General features: G+C 29.7%; 23 protein-coding genes and 6 pseudogenes. 16 read left to right on the top strand and 13 right to left on the bottom strand.

What is annotated here, in order from left to right:
* Positions 1 to 17: 17 nt before the first annotated feature.
* The 4 genes from JJC05_RS11060 to JJC05_RS11075 all read left to right on the top strand — a co-directional run bounded on the left by JJC05_RS11060 (position 18) and on the right by JJC05_RS11075 (position 2,677).
* Complete coding sequence (locus JJC05_RS11060) at positions 18 to 326, top strand: ExbD/TolR family protein (RefSeq protein ID WP_258928698.1); 309 nt, start codon at positions 18 to 20, stop codon at positions 324 to 326.
* Positions 327 to 455: 129 nt separating this feature from the next.
* The gene (locus JJC05_RS11065; protein WP_235877395.1) at positions 456 to 692 is read left to right on the top strand and encodes a hypothetical protein; all 237 of its coding nucleotides are present in this window, start codon (positions 456 to 458) and stop codon (positions 690 to 692) included.
* Between the two features lie 684 nt (positions 693 to 1,376).
* Positions 1,377 to 1,697, top strand: coding sequence for a hypothetical protein (locus JJC05_RS11070; protein ID WP_235877396.1), 321 nt, complete (start codon positions 1,377 to 1,379; stop codon positions 1,695 to 1,697).
* An 8-nt stretch (positions 1,698 to 1,705) separates the two neighbouring features.
* On the top strand, positions 1,706 to 2,677 hold the full coding sequence (locus JJC05_RS11075; RefSeq protein ID WP_235877397.1) for a slipin family protein: 972 nt from the start codon (positions 1,706 to 1,708) through the stop codon (positions 2,675 to 2,677).
* Positions 2,678 to 2,731: 54 nt separating this feature from the next.
* On the opposite strand, the gene fabD is transcribed toward JJC05_RS11075, so the two are convergent.
* Positions 2,732 to 3,601 carry an ACP S-malonyltransferase gene (fabD, locus tag JJC05_RS11080; protein WP_235877398.1) on the bottom strand — a complete coding sequence of 290 codons (870 nt, stop codon included), beginning with the start codon at positions 3,599 to 3,601 and terminating at the stop codon, positions 2,732 to 2,734.
* 135 nt (positions 3,602 to 3,736) lie between these two features.
* On the opposite strand from fabD, the gene JJC05_RS11085 reads away from it, so the two are divergent.
* Positions 3,737 to 5,362, top strand: coding sequence for a hypothetical protein (locus JJC05_RS11085; protein WP_105196350.1), 1,626 nt, complete (start codon positions 3,737 to 3,739; stop codon positions 5,360 to 5,362).
* A 558-nt stretch (positions 5,363 to 5,920) separates the two neighbouring features.
* Here the strand turns inward: JJC05_RS11085 and JJC05_RS11090 are convergent.
* The 4 genes and pseudogenes from JJC05_RS11090 to JJC05_RS11105 all read right to left on the bottom strand — a co-directional run bounded on the left by JJC05_RS11090 (position 5,921) and on the right by JJC05_RS11105 (position 10,197).
* Positions 5,921 to 7,791 (bottom strand): annotated as a pseudogene (locus JJC05_RS11090) (peptidase U32 family protein).
* Between the two features lie 105 nt (positions 7,792 to 7,896).
* A complete protein-coding gene (locus tag JJC05_RS11095; protein ID WP_235877399.1) occupies positions 7,897 to 8,217 on the bottom strand; it encodes a DUF6370 family protein in 321 nt (106 codons plus the stop codon).
* Positions 8,218 to 8,463: 246 nt separating this feature from the next.
* A complete protein-coding gene (locus tag JJC05_RS11100; RefSeq protein WP_088390584.1) occupies positions 8,464 to 8,937 on the bottom strand; it encodes a GNAT family N-acetyltransferase in 474 nt (157 codons plus the stop codon).
* Between the two features lie 25 nt (positions 8,938 to 8,962).
* Positions 8,963 to 10,197: pseudogene (locus JJC05_RS11105) on the bottom strand (MFS transporter).
* Positions 10,198 to 10,336: 139 nt separating this feature from the next.
* Between JJC05_RS11105 and JJC05_RS11115 the strand changes: the two are divergent.
* The 3 genes and pseudogenes from JJC05_RS11115 (at position 10,337) to JJC05_RS11125 (ending at position 12,552) form a co-directional block, all read left to right on the top strand.
* On the top strand, positions 10,337 to 11,350 hold the full coding sequence (locus JJC05_RS11115) for a Ppx/GppA phosphatase family protein (RefSeq protein WP_258928704.1): 1,014 nt from the start codon (positions 10,337 to 10,339) through the stop codon (positions 11,348 to 11,350).
* A gap of 110 nt (positions 11,351 to 11,460) precedes the next feature.
* Positions 11,461 to 12,112 (top strand): annotated as a pseudogene (locus tag JJC05_RS11120) (queuosine precursor transporter).
* Between the two features lie 71 nt (positions 12,113 to 12,183).
* Positions 12,184 to 12,552, top strand: a complete 369-nt coding sequence (locus tag JJC05_RS11125) for a hypothetical protein (RefSeq protein WP_105196348.1) — start codon at positions 12,184 to 12,186, stop codon at positions 12,550 to 12,552.
* A gap of 122 nt (positions 12,553 to 12,674) precedes the next feature.
* Here JJC05_RS11125 and JJC05_RS18900 read toward each other — a convergent pair.
* Both JJC05_RS18900 and JJC05_RS11135 read right to left on the bottom strand, forming a co-directional pair.
* Positions 12,675 to 13,876: pseudogene (locus JJC05_RS18900) on the bottom strand (MFS transporter).
* A 6-nt stretch (positions 13,877 to 13,882) separates the two neighbouring features.
* Complete coding sequence (locus JJC05_RS11135; protein WP_105196346.1) at positions 13,883 to 14,524, bottom strand: PAS domain-containing protein; 642 nt, start codon at positions 14,522 to 14,524, stop codon at positions 13,883 to 13,885.
* Between the two features lie 178 nt (positions 14,525 to 14,702).
* On the opposite strand from JJC05_RS11135, the pseudogene pyrH reads away from it, so the two are divergent.
* The 8 genes and pseudogenes from pyrH to JJC05_RS11175 all read left to right on the top strand — a co-directional run bounded on the left by pyrH (position 14,703) and on the right by JJC05_RS11175 (position 21,149).
* Positions 14,703 to 15,409, top strand: a pseudogene (gene pyrH / locus JJC05_RS11140) (UMP kinase).
* A 51-nt stretch (positions 15,410 to 15,460) separates the two neighbouring features.
* Positions 15,461 to 16,024, top strand: coding sequence for a ribosome recycling factor (frr, locus tag JJC05_RS11145; protein ID WP_105196344.1), 564 nt, complete (start codon positions 15,461 to 15,463; stop codon positions 16,022 to 16,024).
* 147 nt (positions 16,025 to 16,171) lie between these two features.
* On the top strand, positions 16,172 to 17,245 hold the full coding sequence (locus JJC05_RS11150; protein WP_105196343.1) for a Ppx/GppA phosphatase family protein: 1,074 nt from the start codon (positions 16,172 to 16,174) through the stop codon (positions 17,243 to 17,245).
* 131 nt (positions 17,246 to 17,376) lie between these two features.
* Positions 17,377 to 18,366 (top strand): hypothetical protein, encoded by a 990-nt coding sequence (locus tag JJC05_RS11155; RefSeq protein WP_105196342.1) that lies wholly within the window; start codon positions 17,377 to 17,379, stop codon positions 18,364 to 18,366.
* Positions 18,367 to 18,393: 27 nt separating this feature from the next.
* Positions 18,394 to 18,660 (top strand): hypothetical protein, encoded by a 267-nt coding sequence (locus JJC05_RS11160; protein WP_235877402.1) that lies wholly within the window; start codon positions 18,394 to 18,396, stop codon positions 18,658 to 18,660.
* 53 nt (positions 18,661 to 18,713) lie between these two features.
* A complete protein-coding gene (locus JJC05_RS11165; RefSeq protein WP_235877403.1) occupies positions 18,714 to 18,896 on the top strand; it encodes a hypothetical protein in 183 nt (60 codons plus the stop codon).
* Positions 18,862 to 19,293: a TonB-dependent receptor gene (locus JJC05_RS11170; RefSeq protein ID WP_235877404.1), complete on the top strand. Its 432-nt coding sequence runs from the start codon at positions 18,862 to 18,864 to the stop codon at positions 19,291 to 19,293. Before JJC05_RS11165 ends, JJC05_RS11170 begins: the two co-directional genes overlap by 35 nt.
* 2 nt (positions 19,294 to 19,295) lie before the next feature.
* Positions 19,296 to 21,149 (top strand): TonB-dependent receptor domain-containing protein, encoded by a 1,854-nt coding sequence (locus JJC05_RS11175; RefSeq protein ID WP_235877405.1) that lies wholly within the window; start codon positions 19,296 to 19,298, stop codon positions 21,147 to 21,149.
* 265 nt (positions 21,150 to 21,414) lie between these two features.
* Here JJC05_RS11175 and JJC05_RS17370 read toward each other — a convergent pair whose 3' ends face one another.
* From JJC05_RS17370 to JJC05_RS11200, 6 genes and pseudogenes are all read right to left on the bottom strand, one after another.
* Complete coding sequence (locus JJC05_RS17370) at positions 21,415 to 21,621, bottom strand: hypothetical protein (protein ID WP_240668935.1); 207 nt, start codon at positions 21,619 to 21,621, stop codon at positions 21,415 to 21,417.
* Between the two features lie 75 nt (positions 21,622 to 21,696).
* Positions 21,697 to 22,419 (bottom strand): IS1/IS1595 family N-terminal zinc-binding domain-containing protein, encoded by a 723-nt coding sequence (locus JJC05_RS11180; protein WP_258928716.1) that lies wholly within the window; start codon positions 22,417 to 22,419, stop codon positions 21,697 to 21,699.
* Between the two features lie 324 nt (positions 22,420 to 22,743).
* Positions 22,744 to 23,370 (bottom strand): hypothetical protein, encoded by a 627-nt coding sequence (locus JJC05_RS11185; RefSeq protein ID WP_235877406.1) that lies wholly within the window; start codon positions 23,368 to 23,370, stop codon positions 22,744 to 22,746.
* Between the two features lie 124 nt (positions 23,371 to 23,494).
* Positions 23,495 to 24,136: a hypothetical protein gene (locus JJC05_RS11190; RefSeq protein WP_088390560.1), complete on the bottom strand. Its 642-nt coding sequence runs from the start codon at positions 24,134 to 24,136 to the stop codon at positions 23,495 to 23,497.
* 404 nt (positions 24,137 to 24,540) lie between these two features.
* Positions 24,541 to 24,915, bottom strand: coding sequence for a hypothetical protein (locus tag JJC05_RS11195; protein ID WP_235877407.1), 375 nt, complete (start codon positions 24,913 to 24,915; stop codon positions 24,541 to 24,543).
* 1,172 nt (positions 24,916 to 26,087) lie between these two features.
* Positions 26,088 to 26,463 (bottom strand): annotated as a pseudogene (locus JJC05_RS11200) (hypothetical protein).
* Positions 26,464 to 26,565 lie beyond the last annotated feature (102 nt).

Consider the following 26,565-nt stretch of genomic DNA (forward strand, 5'->3'; position numbering starts at 1 on the left):
TTGGTTTTCTTTAAAAAATGGTGCTAATTCTTGGTGTATTTTATAAACCAACAATTAGCACCATGAGCGAAACCAGACATACCTTCGGAAGAAAACCCCTTACACGTAAATCAAAAAACTTAAAACCAAGAGTTGACCTAACCGCTATGGTTAGCATTTCTTTCTTATTGATAGTCTTCTTTATGTTGACCTCTTTTTTATCACGCCCAAATGAAATGGATTTAGGAATGTCTGGAGAAAGAGGATGTTATGATGGTTGCTATGTAGTTGCCCATGATAGAAAATGTACAATATTATTAAACCCAGATTACGCATTAGAAAAATAAATTTTATAATTTATTGAAATAAAAGGATTTATTTATTTGGTAATTCTAGTTCGTAATTTTATATAGTACTAACAATCAATAAAATATGTTTTTTGAAAATCTCTAACGCGTAATCTGGGTTTAATCAAATTGTTTACTACTGAAAACCGTTTGTACAATGTGTTGAGCAAAGAAGGTGAATTTCACCCCAAACGCATAGGTAAACTTACGGGTTGGATGAGCCAAGACATCATGATCGATTTTAAAAAAGAGCATGAAACTGTTTTGGAATCTTTAGACAAAGAAAGTCAAAAAGCAATCAACAAGCGTTTAAATGTTTTGATAATCAGTGTTATTAAAGAAGAATTTATGACGTTTAAAGTTTAATTTATTAACTACGTAAATTAATTGCGTAGTTAGTTTTGAATCTTTGTACAACGAAAACAAGTTCATTAATTTATAAAAATATCAAACAAGTCCAGTTGGGTGTTTCTGTATAACACTAATGTGGTAAGGGTTACGCGTGAGGCGTGTTACAACTTACTATGCAACTTGATTTGATGGGTTTAGTATTTACCTTAAAATACTGATTTTGTAGGTTCGAATCCTACTTCCTCATTGAGTTGAAGAATGGCGAAATTGGTAAACGCACAGAATTAGGGATTCTGTAATCAAACGCATCGGTTCGAGTCCGATACGCAATACGTTGCGTTAGCTCAGTTGGTTAGAGCGCTACACTTTCACTGTAGTTTTTTTGAAAGAGTGGAATCTCTCTTAAAAAAGATTCACCAGTACAAAAAAATGTTCAGAACGGAACAAGCTTGCGACTTATTTAGTTGATACGTCAGTGTAATGAATCAGCAAGCACTTTTGAGAAAGCCTGATTTAGGTTCGCTTTTACTAGAAGATTGCTTTGCTTTTGGATTTGATAGCTTCAATTTTAAATAAAAATGAACGCTAAACAGAATTTGAAACCTTTTCAATCTGTAAAGTAAAACAACTCATTTCCGCTTTGGATAAAGCGATTTCGTTCGAACATTTTTTAAAAAGATACACTAAAAATTGAAAAATATGATACAAAGAATTACCATAGAAACCTTTCAAGTTGGTTTGGTTTTTAAGAATAAGAAATTGACAAAAGTCTTGACAGAAGGTAAGCACTTCTTGATTGGAACACAATTAGAAGTACGTTATTTTGATATGCGTACACCCTTTGAAACCGATTTGGAATTGGATGTTTTGTTGAAAAATGAAACCTTAGCTCAAATGTTGGAAGTAGTTGAGGTTGCTGATTACCATGTGGTATTGCAATTTGTAAATAAGAATTTCAAAACGGTATTAAAAAAGGAAAATATGCCTTTTGGAAAGGCGTTTACCAGTACCAATTTATAACCTACAATATGACGCTTGAATTTGTAGCTCCAACACATTTGGACATTTTATTGAAAAATGAAGAGTTGGCCACTTTATTGGATGTGATTACGGTTAAAGACAACGAAATTGTTTTGCAATATGTAAATGATAATTTCAAAGAAGTCTTAACTGCTGGAAAATACGCTTTTTGGAAAGGATTTACACAATATGATTTTAAAACGATTGATTTGAATCAAACCGAAATCATTGAAAATAGAGACAAAAAACTATTGGAACATCCAAAAATGAAAGCTTTTGTTCAAAAATTTGATGTTTTGAATTATGAAAAAGGTTTGTTGTTTGTTAATGGTAAATTGACTCAAGTTTTGGAGGCAGGCACCTATAATTTTTGGAATAACGGGACTACTTTGGAAGTAAAAACCGCAGATTTGCGTCAACAACAAATGGAAATTTCAGGCCAAGAACTGTTGACGAAAGATAAAGCCAATTTGAGAATCAACTTTTTTGCAAAATATCAAGTTACCGATATTCAAAAAGCGTTGACCGAAAATAAAGACTATGAAAAACAGTTGTACATCTTGTTGCAATTGGCATTGCGTGCTTATGTGGGCGGTTATACCTTGGATGAATTATTGACTAAAAAAGATGAAATCGGTCAAGCCATATTAGCAGAAACACAAACCAAGGTTACGGCATTGGGCGTAGCAGTTTTTGATGCAGGTATTCGTGACGTGATTTTGCCGGGCGATATGAAAGAAATCATGAACCAAGTTTTGGTTGCCGAAAAAAAAGCACAAGCCAACACCATTATGAGACGTGAGGAAACTGCTTCTATGAGAAGTATGTTGAATACCGCCAAATTGATGGAAGAAAACGAAATGCTTTGGAAATTGAAAGAGATGGAATACGTAGAAAAAATTGCCGATAAAATTGGAGAAATCACCATTTCAGGAAGCGGAAACATCATCGGACAATTGAAAGAAATTTTTGTAAAATAATGAAACATTACTATCACGCTAAATTTTTACCTTTAGCGTGATAGTTCTATAAGATTAAGCAGAAATAGTAGCTACCTCTTTATTAATTTTGTTTACTAAACCAACAAGCACTTTACCGGGGCCAACTTCGGTAAAACTAGTTGCACCATCTGTAATCATTTGGTTGACAGATTGAGTCCATTTTACAGCCCCCGTTAATTGCGCAATTAAATTATTTTTAATTTCAGCAGGATCGCTTACGGCATTAGCCGTTACATTTTGATATACGGGACATGAAGGTATGTTAAAAGAAGTACTTTCAATAGCAGCGGCTAATTTTTCTCTTGCAGGTTCCATCATAGGAGAGTGAAAAGCACCTCCAACAGGTAAAATTAAGGCTCTTTTAGCACCTGCTTCTTTCATTTTTTCACAAGCTATTTCTACAGCTTTTAACTCGCCTGAAATAACCAACTGTCCTGGACAGTTGTAATTAGCTGCTACTACTACGCCATCTATAGAAGCACAAATGGCTTCTACTACTGCATCGTCTAGGTTTAAAACTGCAGCCATTGTAGAAGGAACCATTTCACAAGCCTCTTGCATAGCCAAAGCACGTTGTGAAACTAACTTTAAACCATCCTCAAATGATAAAGCACCATTTGCAACTAAAGCCGAAAATTCACCTAAAGAATGTCCTGCGACCATGTCCGGTTCTATCTCTAAAACCTTGGCAGAAATAACAGAATGTAAAAAAACAGCAGGCTGTGTTACTTTTGTTTCTTTTAATTCTTCGGCAGTGCCTTCAAACATGATGTCTGTAATACGAAAACCTAGAATAGTATTTGCTTGTTCAAATAATGTTTTAGCTAATTCTGATGATTCGTATAAATCCTTACCCATTCCGGTAAATTGTGCTCCTTGACCTGGAAAAATATATGCTTTCATTAAAAATATTTTTTATAGTTAAAAGTAGAATTGTTGAACAGAATTTTGGACAAAAATACATAAAATTATTTGGGAAACGACTTTTGTAACTTTTATCAATGAATAGCGTCTAACCACTCATCAAACATTTATATTATGAATTATATATTTAAAGGATGTATCCTAGTTGTATTAGGTTTTTTTCTGACTTATTTGAATTTACCTGTACTCAATTATGGCTTTGTAGAACTACCGCTTTTACTTTTACTTTTAGTTTTTGCATGGGGTATTCTTTCTATCAAATTCCAAATTTCTCGTGATGGAAAACAAGTAAAAATAGTAAGTCTACCTTCAAAAGTGGGATTATATGCCATAGGGATATTATTAGTATATATACTAGTGCTGCCTATTTTTAGTTCTCGTTTGATACAAACTAAAAAATATCAAGAATTGATAGGTAAAGTAGCTAATGGAGATCAAATTTCTAAGCATATAGCACCTATTTCGTTAAATGAAGTACGGGTAGTAGATGAAGATCTAGCCTATCTATTAGGTGAAAAAATATTAGGCTCCCAACCTGCTTTAGGTAGTCAAGTGCATTTAGGTGAGTTTTACATTCAAAAAGTTAATAATAAATTGTATTGGGTAGCCCCTTTGCTACATTCTGGTTTTTTTAAATGGTTAAATAATAGAGAAGGGACAGCGGGTTATGTAATGGTTTCTGCAACAAATGAACGCGATGTAAAATTAGTGCAAACTAATAAAGGAAACACCATAAAGATAAAATATCAACCAAGTGCTTATTTAGGGGATGAAATTCGTAGACATATTTATTTTAATGGATACAACACTATTGGATTAACAGATTTTACATTTGAAGTAGATGATACAGGAAGACCATTTTGGGTAGTTACTAAATACGATAAGAAAATAGGGTTTAAAGGAAATGATGCTACAGGTGTATTAGTAGTAGATGCACAAACAGGAACTATAAAAGAATATACTATAGCAACAACACCCCAATGGGTAGATCGTATTCAACCTATCAATTTTATTGAAGATCAATTAAATGATTGGGGAGATTTAGTGCATGGGTATTGGAATTTTTCTAATGCAGATAAACTAAAAATAACAGAAGATATGAGTTTAGTGTATGGAAAAGATAATAAATCCTATTGGTATACAGGTTTAACCTCAGTAGGAAAGGACGAATCATCTGTAGGATTTGTATTAGTCGATACGCGTACTAAACAAGCTACGTTTTATAAGCAAAGTGGAGCAACTGAATTTGCTGCACAAAATTCAGCTCAAGGAAAAGTACAAGAAAAAGGATATAATGCTTCATTGCCTATTCCATATAATATTAACAATATACCAACTTATGTTATGACGTTAAAAGATAGAGGTGGCTTGGTAAAAATGTTTGCTATGGTTTCTATACATGATTATACAATTGTTGGGGTAGGAAATACTATGCGGGAAACTCTAATGGCTTATAAAAATGCGTATAATATGTCTGGTGATAGTATAAAACTAGAAGCAGGTACAAATAAAAAAAGAATAAAAGCAGAAATAACGCGTATACAAAATGATGTGAAAAATGGGAATAGTTTTTACTATTTTACGATACAAGGTGAAAACAAAATATTTATAGGTTCTTCACAACTATCTAACCAATTACCTATTACACGGGTAGGTGATCAAGTAGAAATTACTTATGATGCAGATACAGAAGATATAATAGATGTGTCTAGTTTTAAAAATTTTTCGTTAGGCAAATAGATAAAAAGCAAAAAAAAAGATTTTTTTACACCTGTTTCATTACTTGGCTCGAGTTGACAAAGGGATAACTCGAGCGGAGTGAAGGGATAAAACCTTTAAACCCAGATTACGCATTAGAAAAAATAAATTTTATAATTTATTGAAATAAAATGATTTATTTATTTGGTAATTCTAGTTCGTAATTTATATAGTACTAACAATCAATAAAATATGTTTTTGAAAATTTCTAAGACGTAATCAGGGTTAAAGTATAATGTTACTCACTGTATGTGATCCTTCCTAGAACCATGATCAATGTCATTAAGTTAATCGTCTGGTTTTTCATTTCGATGTAAGAAGAAATGACATAATCTTTTTAAAATCATCGATATAACAAAGTGAATTTTGAACTAAAATTCCTTAACTTAATGACATTGGGCGTGGGATGACAAGAGCGCCGAATAATTTATTCCTAAACGATCAACGTTTTGTTTGTCACTCCCACGAAAGGAGAGGGCGCATAATCTAATTTCTTTTTTTAAAAATGATTAGATTAAGACCTTTTGGATTTTTTATGTATTAATGAAAATGATCTTCTTCAATTTCAAATTCGGCATCTTTTTCCCAAATTTCCATTTCACAAGGTTTGCAGTTAAATTTTAACTTATACTCTAATTCACCTTGCTTTAATACTAAAGGTTCTTTTAGTTTTTGATCCATATTTTCGCGATGGTATTTTGGACAGCGTTCCAATTCGTACTTAATACAATATTTAGTAGTCATTACACGTGATTTTCCGGATCCCATTGTAATTCAAATGCTTTTTCTATTTCGGTAACCCCATGACGTTCGTAAAATTTACGAGCGGTTTTATTGGCTACGTTGTAAGTAAAATCCAGTTTAGTTTCAGGATAAGGATGCGAGGTTTTTTCTAATTGAAACTCTTTTCTATTGTAGTTTTGTAAACGAATTTCGGATAATTGTTCATATACATTTCTACGCATTTCATTAATTTTAGAAATAGGGAGAAACCAGTTGTCTGAAAAAGAAATGGTTATTTCATCAGCGGTATAAGGAGTAAATCCTGTTTTAGCTAAATTTACTTTAAAGTTTTCGGCTATAGATTCGCCATTTTTAGTTTTTTCCTTAGGGTGTATTAATTGTACTGTACTTGTATTACCATCTTCATCCGTAGCAATTAATTCAAAACCATGTTCGTTTTCTTTCAATAATAATGAGGTGCTTATTTTTCTTATCGCACTGTCTTCTCTTTCCACTAATTTAATAAAAGCAGCGTCATTATTACGATAAATTTCAGTACCGGGCATTATTTCCTTTAATACGTTAGGGTATACAAAACCATTTTCGGCTTTGTTTACATAAATACCTTCAGCTATTTTATCTTCATTAATATAGCAGAGTCCATCCCCATTGTTTAGTAATTCTCCATTTTCAATGACATAAGAATTACCAACAGTTTTGATTAATTTGCCGATATACTGCCCTTTTGATTTAGGGCTGTCCCAAGAACCAATAGATTGATGTCTTTCGTTTACAAAATAATCTGTATAACCGCGGTTGAAGGTGCGGGTCAGTTCGGAATCAAAAGTATAAGTGCAACTTCCAGAAGAAGCTTTTGTGTATTTGTCGTTATTTTGAGCTAAAAATGTGTCTAATTTTTTTCGTAAAAAAGATACATTATTTTTAACATATACAACATCTTTTAATCGACCCTCAATTTTAAAAGAGCAAATTCCAGCTTCTATTAAATGGGGTATTTGGTCCGTTACATCAAAATCTTTTATGGATAATAAATGGCTATTACGGATTAATGTTTCGCCATGTCCATCAATTAGGTTATAAGGTAGTCGGCAGTTTTGCGCGCAAGATCCTCTATTGGCTGAACGTTCGCCATTTGCTACACTCATGTAACAATTTCCACTAAACGAAACACATAAAGCACCCGTTACAAAAATTCTAATTCAACATCAGTTGCTTGGCTTATTTCTTTAATCTGGTGTAAATTTAATTCGCGAGCTAATACTACTCGTTGAATACCTGCGTCTGCTAAGAATTTAATTTTTTTAGGATCGCGATTATTAGCTTGTGTACTCGCATGTAGAGGGATAGGAGGTAAGTCTAGTTCTAATACTCCCATGTCTTGAACAATAAGAGCGTCGACCCCTATTTCGTATAATTTCCAAATTAATTGGCGACAGGTTTCTAATTCACCGTCATAAATAATAGTATTGATTACTACAAAAACTTGAACATTATAAAGGTGTGCATACTGAACCCGGGGCAGCTACATCTTCAATAGAATTGTGTGCGCTAGAACGAGCTCCAAACTGTGGCGCGCCTACATATACTGCATCAGCACCAGCATTTATGGCAGCAATACCTGTAGTTAAATCTTTTGCAGGAGCTAAAATTTCAATCTTCTTTTTCATCACTAAAAACATATCTTTTTTGGGAATTATCCAAAAGGTTTGCAAAGTTCTGAAAAAAAGTAATATTTAAATATAGATTGTACTTTTAGTTTTTAAAAAAATGATTTATTGATTTGTAGGAACTAAATTAAATTTTTGTACTAAAAAAATACCTTCTTTTAATGTTCCTGAAACTTTAGCTTTTCTTATAGTATTACAAAATCCGTCGTTTGCATGTGCATCTCCATGGTCATCTATAGTGGTGCCAATAACATTGTATACCTTATTTTGATAACGTATAGATAAGGTACAATTTTTATCTTTCGTTCCAAATTGACATAGTCCACATGAAGTTTCTACTTCTACATCTTTTATATCCCGTTTCTTTTCTTGAGCAGATAAGTTAAATGTGAGGAGTGTTATAAGTAGTAATTGTATTTTTTTCATTCAAATTGTTATTAAAGTAGTTCGTTTCACAACGCTTTGGTCCACATTTGAGCCTCTTAGGGCCACAAGAAGAAGCTGTAATTACAAGTAATATAAAGAAGATAAAGTGTTTCATGAAAAGAAGGTTACCGTTTAAATCAAATATAGAAAATATTTATATAAAAAAGTCACCTTTTTAGGTGACTTTAAAAAGTTTTTAGAATCTGATTAGCTTTTGAATAAACATAAACCTAAAATATAAAATTCTTACCTGTGATCGTTTAAAAATAGTTTAAAAGTAAGGTAATTGGCTAAAAAGTTACTTTCTAAAAACCCTTTTTTCTTATATAATTTTATAGCAGAAAGGTTATCTTTAGTTGTGTATAATGATAATTCATTAGCTTTAGTTGATGACGCAAACTGTATAGCACGATCTAATAATGATTCGCCTATTTTTATTCTTCTCATGTTTTCATCAACATACAAATAAGCAATATGCCAATCGTATGCCAATTTTGAAATAATACTTCTTTTGTTTAGTAATAGTATAAACCCATAAACTTGCCTATTTACTTCGTAAGTATAAATTTTACACTGATTTCGTTCTAATTTATATTGGAGTAAAGGCAAAGAACCATTACTTCCTCCTAGAAATTCGTCTAAAACAAGCCCTGATCTTAAAATAATACTTTCGACCTTGTCAAATTCTTGAATTCCTATTTCATGAACTTTTCCAAGCATAATGGTTCTCGTTTAAAGCTTTTAATTACTTAAAAAAGGAGTTTAGAATAGCTGCTTTTTTATCTTTTATTTCTTTTGTTACTAGATTAATCAATATATAAGAAAGTAATACTCCTGTTATGCCTAAAAAAATATTTAAAATAAAATTAATGTTATATCCTAGTCGGTGAATTATGAATAGACTTAATTTGGCACTTAAAAATTGTGCTATTCCGTAACACATTTGAAAATAAGAAAGGAATTTAGCTTCCATTTTTTTATAAGAACGTTCAAGTACAAAATCAGCAGCAAAAGGAAAAGTAAGCATAACACCAAAGCTTATGAAGGATAATGCAAGAAATACTCCTATTGTTTGTTGTAAAGCAACTAAAATAAAATACCCTAAACACATCGAAAGTAAACCGTATAAAATGGCATTTAAGGTTTTTATTTCTTTCTTTTTAATGTATGATACAACGGCAACTTCTAAGAAAAATAAAACTAATCCATAAAAAACCAATGTGTAAGTGTTGAATGTTGTAGATAATTTTAAGACATCACTATAATACAATGGTAATACAGAAAATATTTGAAAAAATATGATACCTGTAATAATGGTGATCAAACAGTGTATTAATAGTAATTTGTCTTTTAGAAAAACAAATTTTTCTTCATTCAAATTAGAGAAAGTCAATTGGTGTAGCAATTTCTTTTCTTTTACAAAAGTTATAAAGAACACCACTGCTACGATAGATGATATACCATCAATATAAAAAAGTAAATAGTAGCCAACAGTAGCAATTGATATACCTGCAATGATAGGAGATATTATAAAGCCAAAATTAGAGGCGGTTCTCATTAAAGAAAAGGCTTTAATTCTATCTTCTTTTTAACAAAGTCTTTTAGAGTAGCCATCATCGAAGGTCTAAACATATCAGCTACAACATTTAATATAAAAACGGTGAAGCATAAAGGATAGAAGCCTTTTACAAATTGTAAGCTAAATAAAATTACGCCATTAAAAAACATGCTGTAAGTCATTAGCTTATAACTACTAATGTTTTTAGAGATTTTCCCTACTAGAAAAGTACCAACTATAGAACCAGCACCAAAGCACATCATGATGGTTCCTATTTCTGCGTAGCCAAATTTTAGATCATCATATAGATATTTAGACATGAAAGGAACAACCATAGCCCCCATTCTGTTAATTAATATCATGAAGAAAAAAAACCAAACTTCTCTTGGTAAAGTTTTGAAGTCTTTTAAAATTGAATTCATATACAAGTTAAGTTTTAAATATTAGACAAATTTAAAAAGGAAATGGTGTAAAATCCTATAAAAACTATAGAAATATTTCTACTTTTATTTTTGCTTTTGTATTTAAATTTGCTTAAAATTGAGGATGAAATTTGACAGTATGAAAATTAAAAAGTTAATTACACATTTTCTTTTGTTTGCCAGTATTACTTTGTCTACAGCACAAAGTAAAAATCTTTATGGAGGAATTGAAATTGGAGGTAAAGGAGTAAAGGTATCGGTTATATATGTTGATAACATTAAAAAAGGAGATTATGAAATAAAATCCTTTTGGACTGATAATATAGGTGTAGCAAAAGGTATTTCTATAGACGGAAATTTGCTTAATGAGGATATTTTGAAAGCTGTAGAAGTTGTAGTAGCAGATTTTTTAAAAATAAAAAATGAATTTCATGTACCTGTAGAAAATATTTTTGTAGTAGGATCTTCTGGAGTTGCTCAAGCAAAGAACACGAATGAATTGACAGAAAAAATAAAGAATGCTATCAACAAGGACTTAGAGTTTATTACGGCCAATAATGAAGGTAAAATGTTGATGAGAGGGTTAATTCCGGCGGAAAACTATGCGACATCTATGGTTTTAGATATTGGAGGAGGTAATACAAAAGGAGGATATATAGATGTTCTTAATAATGAAAATTTTGTGTTTTTTCCTATTAATCTCAATTATGGAACTATAACTCTTACAGAGGCTGTAAATAAAAGAACAAAATCAAATTCACTTTCTGATTTTACCGAAAAAGCATTCGGTTACTTGCCTGAATTAAGAGATCAGGTAAGAGCTATGTATAATTCAGGTAAAAATGCCTTGGATAAGCCTAATATCTATCTTTCAGGAGGTTCTGTGTGGGCCTTTTATACGCTTTATAATGGTATAGCAAAAGAAAATTTTAATGAATTTAAATTAGAAGACGTAATTAATTACGATGCAATTTTAAAGAATAACTTTAAAAAATTTGAAGATTTAGCAAAAAAAGATCCAGAAATAGATCGCGTTTTAAAAACATATTCGCAAAAACACTTAATATCAGGGAGTAATATTTTAATTGTAGCTCTTGAAGCAATACCTAATATTGATGAAAAAAACTATACTTTGCAAAACAAGGACATATAGCTTGGTTGGTTTCTTACGTGGCAGAATACTCAAAAAAAGTAAAAAAAATTTGGTAGTTTTAAAACTGCCAAATTTTTTGTTTGACCTAAAAAGAATAGATTTAAGATTATATGTTTAAAAATCGAAAACAAGTACTGTTTACTGTTTTAGCAGGTATATTTATTACAAATGCTATAGTGGCAGAATTAATAGGAGGAAAGCTAATTCAGATAGGCCCATTTGTAATGAGTATTGGGATACTTCCTTGGCCTATTGTTTTTTTAACAACAGATTTGATTAATGAGTATTTTGGAGAAAAAGGAGTTCGTAAGCTTTCTTATATAACTGCGGGACTTATTGTTTACGCATTTTTACTGCTTTTTTTAGCTATATCTATACCTTCTGCCAAAGGAATTAGCCCTGTTGATGATGCTCAATTTATTGCAGTATTTGGACAAAGTATGTGGATTATTATAGGAAGTGTTATAGCTTTTATTTTTTCCCAATTAATAGATGTAAGTATTTTTCATTTTGTAAAACAAAAAACAGGGGATACTAAAATTTGGTTGCGAGCCACAGGTTCTACGGTGATATCTCAATTAGTAGATTCTTTTGTTGTTTTAGGAATCGCATTTTGGTTACCGGGGAAAAATAAATTTTCAAACTTTCATATCTTCCGCTTTAACAGGATATACCTTTAAATTAAGTGTAGCTGTTTTATTGACACCCTTAATATATCTTAGTCATTATCTCATAAAAAAATATCTTGGAGAAGATTCCTGAAAAATGAATCAAAACTTAGTCTCCAAAAAAATCATATTCCTTACATTTGCTACCCAAAAAAATAATTTAAAATGGCTGATCTACTTACAGAATTTGGTGAATCTATTGCTAAAAACTTGCCGGGCTTTATAGCTGTTAGTATTCTTGATATTTACAAAGGTATTATTTATCATTCAAAATCCGTTTTAAAGGATTATAATATAGATCTTGATTCTAATTATATTTTAGAAATGGTTCGTGCTAAACTAAACGGTATTCATGCACTAAAACAAAATCAACAAATTCAAGATATAACGATTTCGTTAACTTCTCAATATCACGTTATTGATGTTTCAAATAATCATGAGTTTTTGATTTATCTTGTAGTAGATGCTTCAGAAGCTAATTTAACTATGACGAAGGCATTGCTAAATAAATACAAGAAAAGTATTAGTTTATAAAGAAAAGAAGTCCTAAAACAGAATGAGTCATTAAAATGTTTTTATAATGAATTTCTTTTTAGGACTTCTACAATCACATGGTATATAATTTAGCTAAACAATTGTTTGGCTATTTTTTTCTTTTAAAGAAACCTGTTCCTTTTTAAAGTTAAATAGAGAAGATAGGTTAATCCAATTCCTATAATAGCTATTATAGAATTTATTAACCAATTAGCTTCATAGCTAAGATATTGAACAATAGATAAGCCTGTTTTAGAACTTAATACATGGGCAAATCCATAACTCATTTGAAATACAGACATAAATATTCCTTCATGATTTTTATGACTCCTTTTTAATACAAGACCGCTTGCGTAGGAAAAAGTAAGCATATTTCCAAAAGTCATAAGTGCCATAAAAATCCATAAAACCCAACTGTTATGTATAGAGTATAAGAAAAAGTAGCCTAAGGAAAAGAGTGCTAATCCAATTGCAATTGCCAAAGTTTCATTTATTTTTTTTATCTGCATTTTATTGATTAAACGTACTTCAAATAGTATAAAAACTACACCGCTAAATCCAAAAAGCATTCCCGTTGTAACATCTTTTAAATGGAAAGAATTTTTCTGAAATAAAGGTAAAATGGTAAAAATTTGAAAAAATAAATAACCTGTAATCATGGCAATAATCCAGTTTAATACAAAAGGAATATCTTTAATTGGAGCTAATCTGTCTAAATTAGTTTTAGCTAGATTTAGATCAAACGGAACTTTGCGTTCTTTTACGAGTAAGAAAAAAATAGAAATAGCCAAAAGACACGTTATTCCATCTACCCAAAAAGGACATTATAATTCCAGTAAGATATAATTAATCCGCCAATTACAGGGCCAAAAACTAAACCTAAATTTGAAGCAGATCGAATTAAAGAGAGCGATTGTAATTTTATGTCTTTACTTACATAGCTGTTAACGGTTAACATCATTGCTGGACGATACATGTCCGCAATTGTGGTTAGTAAAAAGACGGTAATGCAAATGGTTTCAAAGGTTTTTACATATTTAAGAAGGAAAAAAATGAGACCACTTGTAAAAAGGCTAAAAATCATTACTTTGTAGGATCCTACGATGTCTGATAAACGACCACTAGTAAATGTTCCAACTAAAGAGCCAATGCCAAAACAAACCATTATCCAACCTATTTGAGAATAGGTAAATCCAAGTGTTTCGTTAAGATATTTTGATAAAAAGGGAACCACTACGGCTCCCATTCGGTTAATTAATGTGATTAAGGCAATTATCTTTATTTCTAAGTTAAAATGTATTCGATTTCTTTTTAAAAATTCCATAAAAAATTAGAATAGGTTAAGTTTCGTTGCAAAAAATTTAGAGAAAAATCCACTACGAACATGCTCTAAATCATCATTTGTTTTTGCTACTTCTAATTCTTTCTTTTCTTCTTCTTCATTCGTTTCGTCTACCATAAATTTAGTTATTAGCTGAACATAGCTCATACCCAATTCTTCCAAGTATCCTGTTAAAAATTTTTCACTTCCGTCAATTCCTCGTACTTTTTCAATTTGTAGTAGCTTTGTGTATAAATCCTCTACTTTTTTGATTACTTCATTAGGTACAGCTTTTCTTCTGGCAATATATTTAGTGATGTTCGCGTTTTCATCTACCACATAATCAAAATCTGTTATCACCCAATAATAACGACCTGACTTTGAAAGATTTTTGATAATTCCGTGAAATTTTTGCCCCTTTTTTATGTTTTCCCACAGAACTTTAAAAATGATTTGAGGCATGTCGGGGTGTCTAAGAATATTGTGAGGCTGTCCTACTAATTCGTACTCTTGATAACCAGAAACCTCAACAAATACCTCATTAACGTATTCGATAGTTCCATAGATGTCTGTTTTACTCATAATAGTTTTAGTAGTGTCCCAAATGACCTCCTCATTTAGAGGTAATGGCTTTTTAATTTCTAAATCCATATTTAATCCAAATTTGCTTATTTACACCAGTAAAGTTACGGCGAAAAAAATACAAAAACTGATTTTTGTCATAAAAAAATAAAAAAACTCTTTCTGGTTTCTGAAATAAAATTGCTTTACTTACGAAATTACGAAATAAAGATTTAATTTTTATATTTGCATAGCAAATTAACGCGTAATGAAATATAAAAGAATACTCTTAAAATTAAGTGGAGAAGCCTTGATGGGTGAACGCCAATATGGAATAGAACCAAAAAGATTAGCGGAATACGCTGAGGAAATAAAAAAATACATGACCTAGGTGTAGAAATTGCTATCGTTATAGGAGGAGGAAACATCTTCAGAGGTGTTGCTGGTGCTAGTAATGGTATGGATAGAGTACAAGGAGATTATATGGGAATGTTAGCTACTGTTATAAACGGTATGGCATTACAAAGCGCTTTGGAAGAAAAGGGGATGTTAACCCGTTTGCAAACAGCCTTAAAGATAGAAGCAATAGCAGAACCTTATATCAAAAGAAGAGCGGTAAGACATCTTGAAAAAGGACGAATTGTAATCTTTGGTGCAGGTACAGGAAATCCCTATTTTACAACCGATACAGCCGCTGTTTTGAGAGGGATAGAAGTAGATGCAGATGTTATATTAAAAGGAACTAGAGTAGATGGTGTATACAATGCAGATCCAGAAAAAAATCCTGATGCAGTAAAATTTGATTACATTTCCTTTAATGATGTGTTAGCCAAAGGATTAAATGTAATGGATACCACAGCATTTACTTTAAGTCAAGAAAATAAATTGCCGATAATTGTATTTGATATGAATAAAGAAGGTAATTTGTTAAAAATATGCGAAGGAGAAAATGTAGGAACCGTTGTTAATATTTAGTATTTTTGATTCATTTTTTGAATAAATTTGAACTCTAAACTCATTAAAGGTATGACCGAAGAAATTAATTTTATATTAGATAGTACAAAAGAATCCATGGAAGGTTCTTTGACACACTTAGAAAAAGAGTTTTTAAATATTAGAGCAGGAAAAGCTTCTCCGCAAATGTTAGGAGGGGTTTTCGTAGATTATTATGGTTCTCAAACACCTCTTTCTCAGGTTGCAAATATTAATATTCCTGATGCGCGTACTATAACCGTAACGCCTTGGGAAAAAAATATGCTTCAGCCTATAGAAAGAGCCATTATGATTGCAAATATTGGATTTAATCCTATGAATAATGGCGATAATATCATTATATCAGTTCCTCCTTTAACAGAAGAACGTCGTCGTGAATTAGCAAAACAAGCAAAGTCAGAAGCAGAAGATGCTAAAATTGGCGTTCGAAACGCTCGTAAAGAAGCGAATAGTGATATTAAAAAGTTAGAAAAAGAAGGAACCTCAGAAGATGCTTGTAAAACAGCAGAAGATAATGTTCAAAAATTAACAGATGCTTATATCAAAAAAGTAGATGAACTTTATGCTGTTAAAGAAGCAGAAATAATGAAAGTTTAATTAAATAGTTAAAGTAATAATTTCGTTTTAAAAATTATTGCTTTCTCATACTGTACATCTTGTAGTTTTTTTCTACATGATTTTTTGAATAAAGACGCGTAAATTGCGTACTGTTTTTAATACACACAACAGCATAATGTTTTTACTATGAAAGTTAAAAAAATATTTTTACTGCTATCACTTGTTTTTGCACAATTTGCATCAGCATCTCTTGATGATAGCCTTTTTGGAGGAATTGAAATAGGAAGTAAAGGAATTAAAATTTCAGTCCTTGATGTCGATAATATCAAAAAGGGAAGTTATGAAATCAAATCCTTTTGGACCGAAAATGTAGGTATTGCACGAGGGATAGCGATTGATGGTAAATTGGCAGCTGAAGATATTAAAATAGCTTCAGAAGTAGTTTATAGAAGTTATTTAAGAGTTAAAAATGAATTTAAAGTTACAGAACAGAATATTTTTATAGTAGGATCTTCTGGTGTAGCAATGGCATCTAATACGAAAGAATTAGTTGATGCAGTTAAAAAATTAACAAATAAAGAACTTGACTTTATAGATGCTCAAGCGGAAGGGAAAATGCTCCTAAAAGGATGTATTCCTCCCATTAATTATTTAAACTCAACCGTTTTAGATATTGGAGGAGGAAATACAAAAGGAGGATATGTAGACACCTTTAATAATGATAATTTTGTTTTCTTTCCTCTTTCATTTGATTATGGAAGTATCACATTAACAGAAACTGTTAAAAAGAAAGCCAAAAATGAAAGTATAGGGGAATATAATGAAAAATTGTTTGGACTAACTCCTATGTTAAGAGAACAAATAAAAGCCATGTACAATTCTAAACCCCAAGCTTTGGAAAAACAAAATGTGTACATGTCAGGTGGTGCTGTATGGGCTTTTTATACACTTTATAACGGTAATGAAGCAAAAGATAATTTTAATAGCTTTACTTTAGAAGATGTAATAAATTATGATGCTATAGTAAAGAACAATTTTCAAAAATTTGAAGAACTAGCTAAAAAAAATAAAGAAGTAGAACGTGTTTTAAAAACGTATTCTCAGAAACATTTAATAGCAGGTTCAGCTCTTCTTTTAGTTTGCTTAGAGGATATTCCGAGTATTAATGAAAAGAAATTATTCTTTGCTAAACAAGGGCAAACAGCATGGTTAGTTTCCTACATAGTGGACAGATCTAACAAGATAAAAAAAATATGGTAATTAACAAATAAAAGAATTATCTAATTAATCATTTTTTCAAATCTGCGTTTAGTAGCAAGATATAAACAAACTAACTATACTGAATATGAAAACGGATTTTGAATATTTTTAGATAGCCTTTTGTCTTTATTATGATCAAAAAAAACTTTTTTTTAATTATTGTTTTTTTAGTAGCATTTTTCGGATTTGCTCAAAAAAAAATAGCCGGATTAGAATTTAATAATAAGGAAATAAAAGTACTTGTTGTAGAGTCTAAGCCTGATGATGCCGCTGAGTTTAAACTTAAGAGTTTTTGGTCAGATCCAATTGTGGCAGATCCTAATGGGGATCGTTTGAGCCTGATAAAAAAAATAATAGCAGGAGTAAATACCAACATTCAAAAAATAAAATTAGAACAAAATGTAGGGGCCGATAAAATATTTTTGATTAGTGATTTAGAATTGTTTTCTGAAGTGGAAATGATCAATATTCAAAAAGAACTTTTGATAAATAATATTTCAAAAATCGATTTTCTTACTAATCAAAAGAGCTGTGAATATATTTTTGAAGGGCTGCTAAAAAAAGAAGACAAAGACGAAGCAGCATTGATTAATATTAATGAAGCGCAAACCACTTTTTGTAGTTATACAAAAAAAGATGGTTTCAAGGTAACTGTTATACCCAATAGTGATTTTCAAAAATTGGAATATCTAAATGATGATTCTAAAAAATTAGAAATTCTAAAACTAAATGAAAATATTAAACAGTTGTATTATTATAACGATGAAATGAGAGATAAAAAAAATGTTTATCTCACAGGACAATCAGCTTGGGCATCCTATGCTTTGTTTAATGGCGGTACCATTGAATTAGAATTTAATCCTGTTAAGATTGAAGATTTAGAAAATCACCAAATCAGTTTAGATAAAAAATTTGATCGCTACCAAGTACTAGCATCAGCTAATATAGAAGCGGATAAAGTATTATCTTATTATTCTAAATATGAACTATCAATTGGAAATAAATTTTTAACCTTTATTTTGAAAAATTTGGAAGCCAACTCAAAAAAGAAATTTTTATACTGTAAAAATACCAACAAAGCAAAGTTGGTTAATTATTTAACTCACAAACTTGTTAACTAAACCCTTATCACTTATAAAAAAAAACCTATGAATAAAAAACTGCAATTGCTACTCTTCTTGAGTATGGTATTTAATCAAGCCAATTTTGCTCAATTTAAAGTTTTTGGTAACATTAGAAACGGTAATGATGACAATCTTTTTTCTGTAAAAGTGATTTTAGCCAGTGCAGACGAAAAGAAATATATTCATCAAGTTCATACAGATAAATCAGGTAATTTTATCTTAAACTCAAAAGAAAAGACAGGAAAGCTAATATTAAAGCTACCGGATATAAGACCACGTATAAATTTATAGAGTTTACTCAAAATAAATTAGATGTAGGTACTATTTATTTAGAAGAAGATTTATTGAAAAATCTAGAAACAGAATCGGCTTTAGTCGACTTAGCGTTTTTAAGAAAATCACCAACAGCCACCAATACAATCTTTGAAAGTACCGAATTTAATCATAATAGTAATAAAGATTTCATAGAAAGAGCTTCTTTATTACCGGGGAGTGTACACTACTGGTTTAGGAGGAAGTTACTCTAAAACAAGACTTCGTCTTAGAGGCTATAATCAAAATAATATAACACCTTTATTAGATGGTATCTCTTTAAGAGACTTCGAAAGTGGTGAGGTTAATTGGTTGCTTATAGCTCCAGCAAGTGATGCCTTAGATGCTATTCAAATTCAAAGAGGATTAGGTTCTTCTAAACTTGTAAACGCATCCGTTGCAGGTACAGTTAACTTCTTATTGCGAGACCCTTTTACAAAATACGACAACTATATATCAGTTGAATCAGGAAACAATGATTACAGAAAATATAGTTTGAATTTGAATACAGGGAATGTAGACAAAGGATTTGGTCTTAATTTATCATTATCAAATACTTCTAGTGCGGGGTATTTTCCGGTACAGCCTTTAATGCCACAGGTTATTATTTAGGAATGGGATATAAAACAGATAAGCACAAATTTACACTTAAATTATTAGGAGCGCCAAGTTGGGTTGATTTTAGAAATAAAATATCTACTATAAGTGATATTGCCACTAATTCAGGCCTAAATACAAGCTATAACACTACTTATAATAATTATAATGGTAAAAATATAGCTTTAAATAATCAAGCTAGCCATACACCAACTTTGAGTTTGGAATGGCAATATAAAATAAACAGCAATAATATATTGGCTTTAAAAGGCTACGGTGTTTATGGAAATACTTCTTTTAAAGATTATACAGGAACTGACGTTTTTGGTGAATCTAGTGATTTGTTAGATTCTAATAATACCATTGATTATAATTATATTGCAGCATACAATAGAGGTTTGAAGCCTAATGTGTTGATTAAGAATGACCAGCCAGTAACCTATTTTCGTGAGCCCTATGTTATAAATGGAAAGAAGTTATTCTTAAACTCTAGTGAATTTAATACAAAAAATTCAGGCGTTTCTCAAACAGAAAACTTTTCTAAAACTCAAGTATATGGAAGCTTAGTTAACTATTCAACAAACTTAACATCTAAGTTAAAGTTAGACGTTGGTCTCGACTTAAGAAAAACAGTTTCTAGACATACTAAATATTTAAATGATTTATTTGGAGCAGATGGTTATTTAGTTGATCAATTACAAAATAAATCAATCTATACCACAGAAACTTTTTCTTTAAAAGATGATTTATGGAATCCTTTTAAAACAATCAAAACGATAAAAGTAGATTATTATAAAGAAAACATTACATGGTATTATGGCGCTTATTCACAGTTGCAGTTAAATCTTAAGAATTTTAACTTCCTACTTCAAGGAGGATATAGTGAAAATGATTTTAGTAAAGTAACGTACGATATATTTAATACTAATTTATCAGAATCTTCTAATCATGTAAATTTAGATTCTTACAATGTAAAATTTGGTGCTAACTGGAATGTAAATAGTAAAAATAATATTTGGTTTAACGCTGGTTTAGTATCCAGAGTACCTATCCTAAACTATGTTTTTGATTTTGGAACTAACAAAATCAAAGATGGTTTTAAGAATGAAAACTTTGAGTCAGTTGAAGCAGGGTATACTTTTTTAAGTAAAAACTTCAATTTAAACTTAATAGCCTATATGAATTATTTAGACAATTCTACAGAACAATTATTTGAAACAGGTTATGGAGTTACTGGTTTTACACATGATCTAAGCAAAAGAAATTCAGGAGTTGAACTAGATTTTACATATAAACCTTTTAATAGATTTACAATTTATAGTAGTCATTCATTTGGAGAAGGAGTGTATACAAAAGATGCAAAATATACAGAATATGATAATAATCAAACAACAAATTTGTATATAAAAGATACCAGAATAGGAAGTGTACCTGAGTGGATGAGTAGTCTTTCATTGTTGATAGAACCTGTTAGAAGATTATCTTTTACCCTTACAGGGAAATATCATGATAATTTTTATAGTAATACTCCAGCTGAACAATATGATCCAGTTTGGTATCCAAAATCGTATGCAGTAAATGACTTGAAATTACCTTCTTTCTTGTTATTTGATACGAGTTTAAAGTACAAGATCAAGCTTAATAACGAAGATTTAGTAAACGTTGGTTTATCTATGAATAACATTTTTGATACACTTTATATAACAGAGTCAACAAGAAGTTATTTAAATAACCAAAATGTACCAGTACTAATTCAACTTATGGAAGTGTTTTTCCAGCAAATTTTAAAGGAATCAATGGCGCTAATACAGCCTTTTTTGGATCAGGAAGAACTTGGAACTTTGCAGTTCAATATAGATTCTAAAAATTAATAAAAATAAAAAAGGGTATCCATAGTGTGATACCCTTTTTATTTCTAAAATAAATGGTGATTTTTGGTAATGTGGTCAAAAATAGTTGGTGATTTTTTAGTATTTAATGCTTATATTACCCCTATCAAATTGAAGAGGACGTTGGCTCTGCTGAGGAGCAACCAACTAGCAATAAGTTTGATAATTATACGATAGTTTGAGAGGATAGATTTTCAGTCTATCCTCTTTAATTATCGGTAATTTAACATGGCTAAATAAAACCTTTTTACATTTGGTTTTTATAATACAAATACCATTTCAAAAAGTTCTTTCTGTTGGCTAAACTTAATCCTCTATGAATATTCAAGTTGCCTTTTAAGTGTCCGAAAAATGATTCCAATGAGTTTGTTGAATTGGGTATTTTTTCATCTTTTAGATACAAAAATATATTAGGCAATGCTTTTTTGATTACCGTAAACGATCTTCTAACCATTTTATGCGTATACCAATATCTTCCTGTTTCGGGATTATATGATTTTTGATTAATGAAATCTCTATATGTTTCTTCCTATTTTATGAGTTCCATAAGCCATAATTGCTTTTTGTACTCGGTGTTTATATAATGAATTTTAACAGCTATTTGTTTCAGTTCAAAACCAGATTTATGTTTTGGATTTGCTGTAAGCCATATTCTACACATTCGTGATATATGAACTAAACATCTTTGAAAGGGTACTTTTGGACAAACTTTTTTAATGGCTTTTATAGAAGATTTATCTCCATCAGAAGTAATGCTTTTTATTGTTATCCCAAGCTTTAATAGATTTTCTAAGTCTTCGGCTATTTCCTCAAAATGTTCTCCATTGCTTATTCTGTAAAGTTGTGTTAGCTTTAAATGAAAGTTTCTATATACAACTAAACAGATATCATTTGGAAAATAAGTTCCATCAAGAACTAAATATATCTCATCAGTTGAACTAAACTCTAAGACAGGAGATTTGTTTAGCATCTTATAGAAATAACGTTGTAAAGTGCTTATTCCATATCCTGATTCTTGTGAAATTTTATTAAAAGTGTCTTTGCCAATTACCCAATTTTTGAACCATATTTCTTTATTAGAATCTGAAACTGATTTATTAATATTAGTAAATAATTGTCCACAATTTTTACACTTAAATCGTTGTTTGTTTTGTTGAATTCCCCATTTTATAGTTTCTAGACTTTTACAAGTTGGACATCGCTTTTTTTTGAGTTTTTCATAAATAAAAAAGTTTATTGAAACGAATTTCAATAAACTCTTCGAAATATCATATTTTACAATAGCTAACAGCTATTTTACCAACTATTTTTGACTATTAAACCTGATTTTTAAAAAAGAAGTTTTAATATTGAGTCCATTAAAAATACTTTGCTTAAAAAGTTTTATTGTCGCTAAAAAGTGCTCCTATAATTATTTTAGAGAAACTAAGATGATCTTGTCTATATTATAAAATAGAATAAATAAAGCTTAAATAAGGTATAAAAACGATTTTAAGGATATCTACGTGTTGAATATACTACTTTATAATAAGAGATTCTGAAAATTGATGAATTTGATATAAATTTTGAAAATAAATTATTTCGAAGAAATAATTCTTCCATCCATATCAATTTTTAGATTTTCCATATTAGGTTTCTTTTTTTCAATTGTTGTAGTAATTTCTAATTTCCCTGTTTTATCCATTATTAAAGTAGCTAATTTTGTTCCTCCCATGTAAGAATAATAATCGCAAACTTTTTTAGAATCTATAATTTTACTAGAATTTTCTTTCGTTACATTAATAAAAGTCGTGATGAAATCCCCATCTCCATGGTAGAGAGCCGAAAAGAAAGTTACTTTAAAATCTCTAACTTTTCTTTCAGCTATTTTTACAAAACTATAATCACTTAATAGGTTAGAATTATTATTTATAGATATAAGTTCCTTTTTGTATTTTGGAATCAATAATTTATTAATAGTATTAATGTCTTTTATAAGGATATATTGACTATCTAAATCACTTAATTTAGTATAAACTTTTTGATCAATTATAAACGGGAATGCTTCCTTTTCTGAAGGAATCATATAAGAAGTATCTTCTTCTTTCTCTTTGGATTGATTGCTCTGTACAAGCGTATCTTCTGTTAAAGCAACTTCTTTATTTTTGCTTTTTTCCTTAGAATGCGGGTCAAATTTACAGCCAATGATAAGTAGTGATGACAAAAGTAAAATATTTTTTTTCATGTATTTAATTGAATTTGTTTTATTTCTGCAATTTTATTTGAATCAATTTACTAGTTTTAAATTTTTTCCAAAACCAGTATTTACTATAAATTTTTGTAAGAGATTACCTTGAAGCCACAATTTTCCCATCCATATTGATCTTTAAATTTTCCCTAGTCGGTTTATCTCTATCAATCATGGTGGTAATTTCTATTTTTCCATTTTTATCCATTACCAAAGTCACTAACTTACTTTCTCCCGGATAAGAATAATAATAACCCACTTTTTTTGAATCTATAATTTTACTAGAATTTTCTTTTGTTACATTAACAAAAGTAGTGGTGAAAGATTTATTTCCATGGTAACGAGATGAAAAAAAAGTGATCTTAAAATTTTTTATCTTTCTTTCGGCAATTTTTACAAAACTATAATTACTGAATAGATGTGTGTTGTCGTTTATAGATATGATTTCCTGTTTATATTTTGGAATCAATAAACTATTAATAGTATTAATGTCTTTTATAGGAGTGTATAGGCTATCTCCTAATTCATTATAAACTTCTTGATCAATTATAATAGGAAATTTGCTCTTTTCTGAAGGAATCGAATAAACAACATTTACATCTTCTTCATTAGAATCATTCATTGAAGATATCTCTTTTGAATTTAATAATTTATTAAATTCTTTAGGTTTTTTATCTAATTTATAATCTGCATTGCATCCAATAATTAGTAATACCGATAGAAATAAAATAATTTTTTTCATACGCCTGTTTGATTTTATTAAGCTTTTTCTTGTTAAATAATTCAAACATTACTTAAAGATCGTTTTGTTAAAGATAGATTGGGAGGGTTGTATTATGTAGAAATAATATTACAAATTTACGGGAAAATCCACTAAATGAGAGGGATTTTAACTTTTTATTTTGAATGTATTTGTGGTGGAAACGATTGATAGGTAAAAAAACAATTTTCGAATAAATTATTACTTATTGCAAAAAAAAATAACAAAAAGATTTTAAAGTGATTTTTAAAATTATATTTCTGTAAGCTTTCTATTACTTTTAATCGAGTAATTGATTTGTTTATTTTTCGTTATTGTTTTAAGAATGATATGACTGCCAAAACAAATGGCAGTCATATAGATCTAAACTAAGAAAATAAATTTAATTACATCTTCTTTGTAATATCTTTTTTGTATTTGTTTAATAAAGCTTTAGTCATTCCTAAATTCGCTTTTGTAGAATCAACAGCTAAATAGATAAAATATTCGCTATTGTCAGAAATATCAATAATATGAATTTGTGATTTTAAATTAATCATGATATCTTCTATTGTCTCATTTAAGCCTAAAGCTTGAATAGCATTTAATTTAGCTTTCACGACTTCTAGATTATAGGCAGAAGCTAGTTCAGGGTCAAAATTTGATTCTACAGTTAAAGAATAATAAGATATTCCACTTTTTACTTCTGCTACAGCTACAGCAACGAATCCGAGTACATTACTTTTGAGATCTTCTCCAAATTGTTTTAAAAAGTCTGACATTTTAAATAATATAAAGGGGTTAAGTTTATCACGTAAAGTTAAAAAACAATAATGTTATTTTTTAATTATTTAATTGTAAATTATATTGCTTTTGTTAATTTTTATTAGCTCTAAATAATAATGTTTCCAATATATTTTTTTAAATATTTGTTTTAATTGTGTTCTTATGAAGCTGTGTTAAGAGTTTGTAATCTTATCATCTGATCAAAAGGAGAAATTGCATACTCTAAACAATGGGACTTTTTCCTTTAGTCGGCGTGATAGACTAGATGTTGCGTTTAACTTTTTAGATACTTCGCCTAAAAAGGATGTCTAATAATAAGGTTTTATAGGTTTTGAGTAAAAGGTGTCAGTTGTCTTAAATTATATTAAACCCAGATTCTGGATTATATTTCATGCTCGAGATGAAAAGATAAAAAATGAACAAAAAAATTCTGGTAGATAAGGAGCAAAAGTCGTAATCTAGTCGTAGTTTGTCGCTTCGATCCAAGGGAGAAGTTACATTGTTTAGAGTATGTGATTTCGCTCCTGTTCTATAAATGACAAGATTATGAATTTTTAAGAACAGTTCGAATTCAATCAAAAAGACACTTTTTAGATTTAAAATTCTTCTTTATTTGTAATAAATTTTACCGCATAATTTGGGTTAAAAATTAGACTATATTTTGTTTAGAACGAGATTGATTATTTGTTTTATTGTTTGTAAGTAAATTATTTGGGAAAATGTGGTTTGCTAAATTTGGAAAGAAAAAACAATGAAAATGACCCTTAAATAGCTTTTCCTTTTTTAATTTATAATATGCTTAACGTTTTGTTGTAAGTTGAGTTTTATTTAGAATCAATTAAGAAGGAAAAATAATATTATTTATACGATCTATTTCTTTTAAGGAGTCTTTTTTTTTTGAATATGTATGAAAGAGACTGTTTTTTTAAATTAAAACCTCCTGAGTGAGGTATGGGTAAATTGATAGTGGGGGTGGAGTAATCTTTAGACTTGATAACGGTATTTAGGGAATATGGTCAAAATAAAAAAGATGTCCTGAGTAGTTGATATTTTAAAATTTTAAAGGTGGTAAACGGAAAAGTCAGGATTAAATAAGTTGTACTTATTGATTATAAGACTCCTTTCGTTATATTGTATCACTTTTGAGGACATCTTTTTACTAAAAAGATTACATTTTTTTAGTAATGTCTTTCTTGTATTTGTTTAATAAAGCCTTAGTCATTCCTAAATTAGCTCTGCTAGAATCAACGGCTAAATAAATAAAGTATTCGTTGTTTTCTGAAATATCAATAATATGAATCTGAGATTTTAGATTAATCATTATATCCTCAATAGTTTCGTTAAGACTTAATGCGTTGATTGCATTTAATTGAGCCTTTACAACCTCTAAGTTGAAAGCAGAAGCCAACTCAGGATCAAAATTAGGATTTGCTGATAATGTATAATAAGAGATTCCACTTTTAATTTCAGAAATGGCAACGGCTATAAACCCGAGGAACATTGCTTTTAAGATCCTCTCCAAATTGTTTTAAAAAATCTGACATAAATGAGTGTTTTAGGGTAAGAATTTACTCAACAAATATAATAGAATATAAATTGATTTAAAAATTTTAATTGTAGAAAGCTTTCTATAAAGTTGATGATTT

This window comes from Flavobacterium davisii (genome assembly GCF_019565505.1).
In the GTDB taxonomy this organism is placed as follows: domain Bacteria; phylum Bacteroidota; class Bacteroidia; order Flavobacteriales; family Flavobacteriaceae; genus Flavobacterium; species Flavobacterium davisii.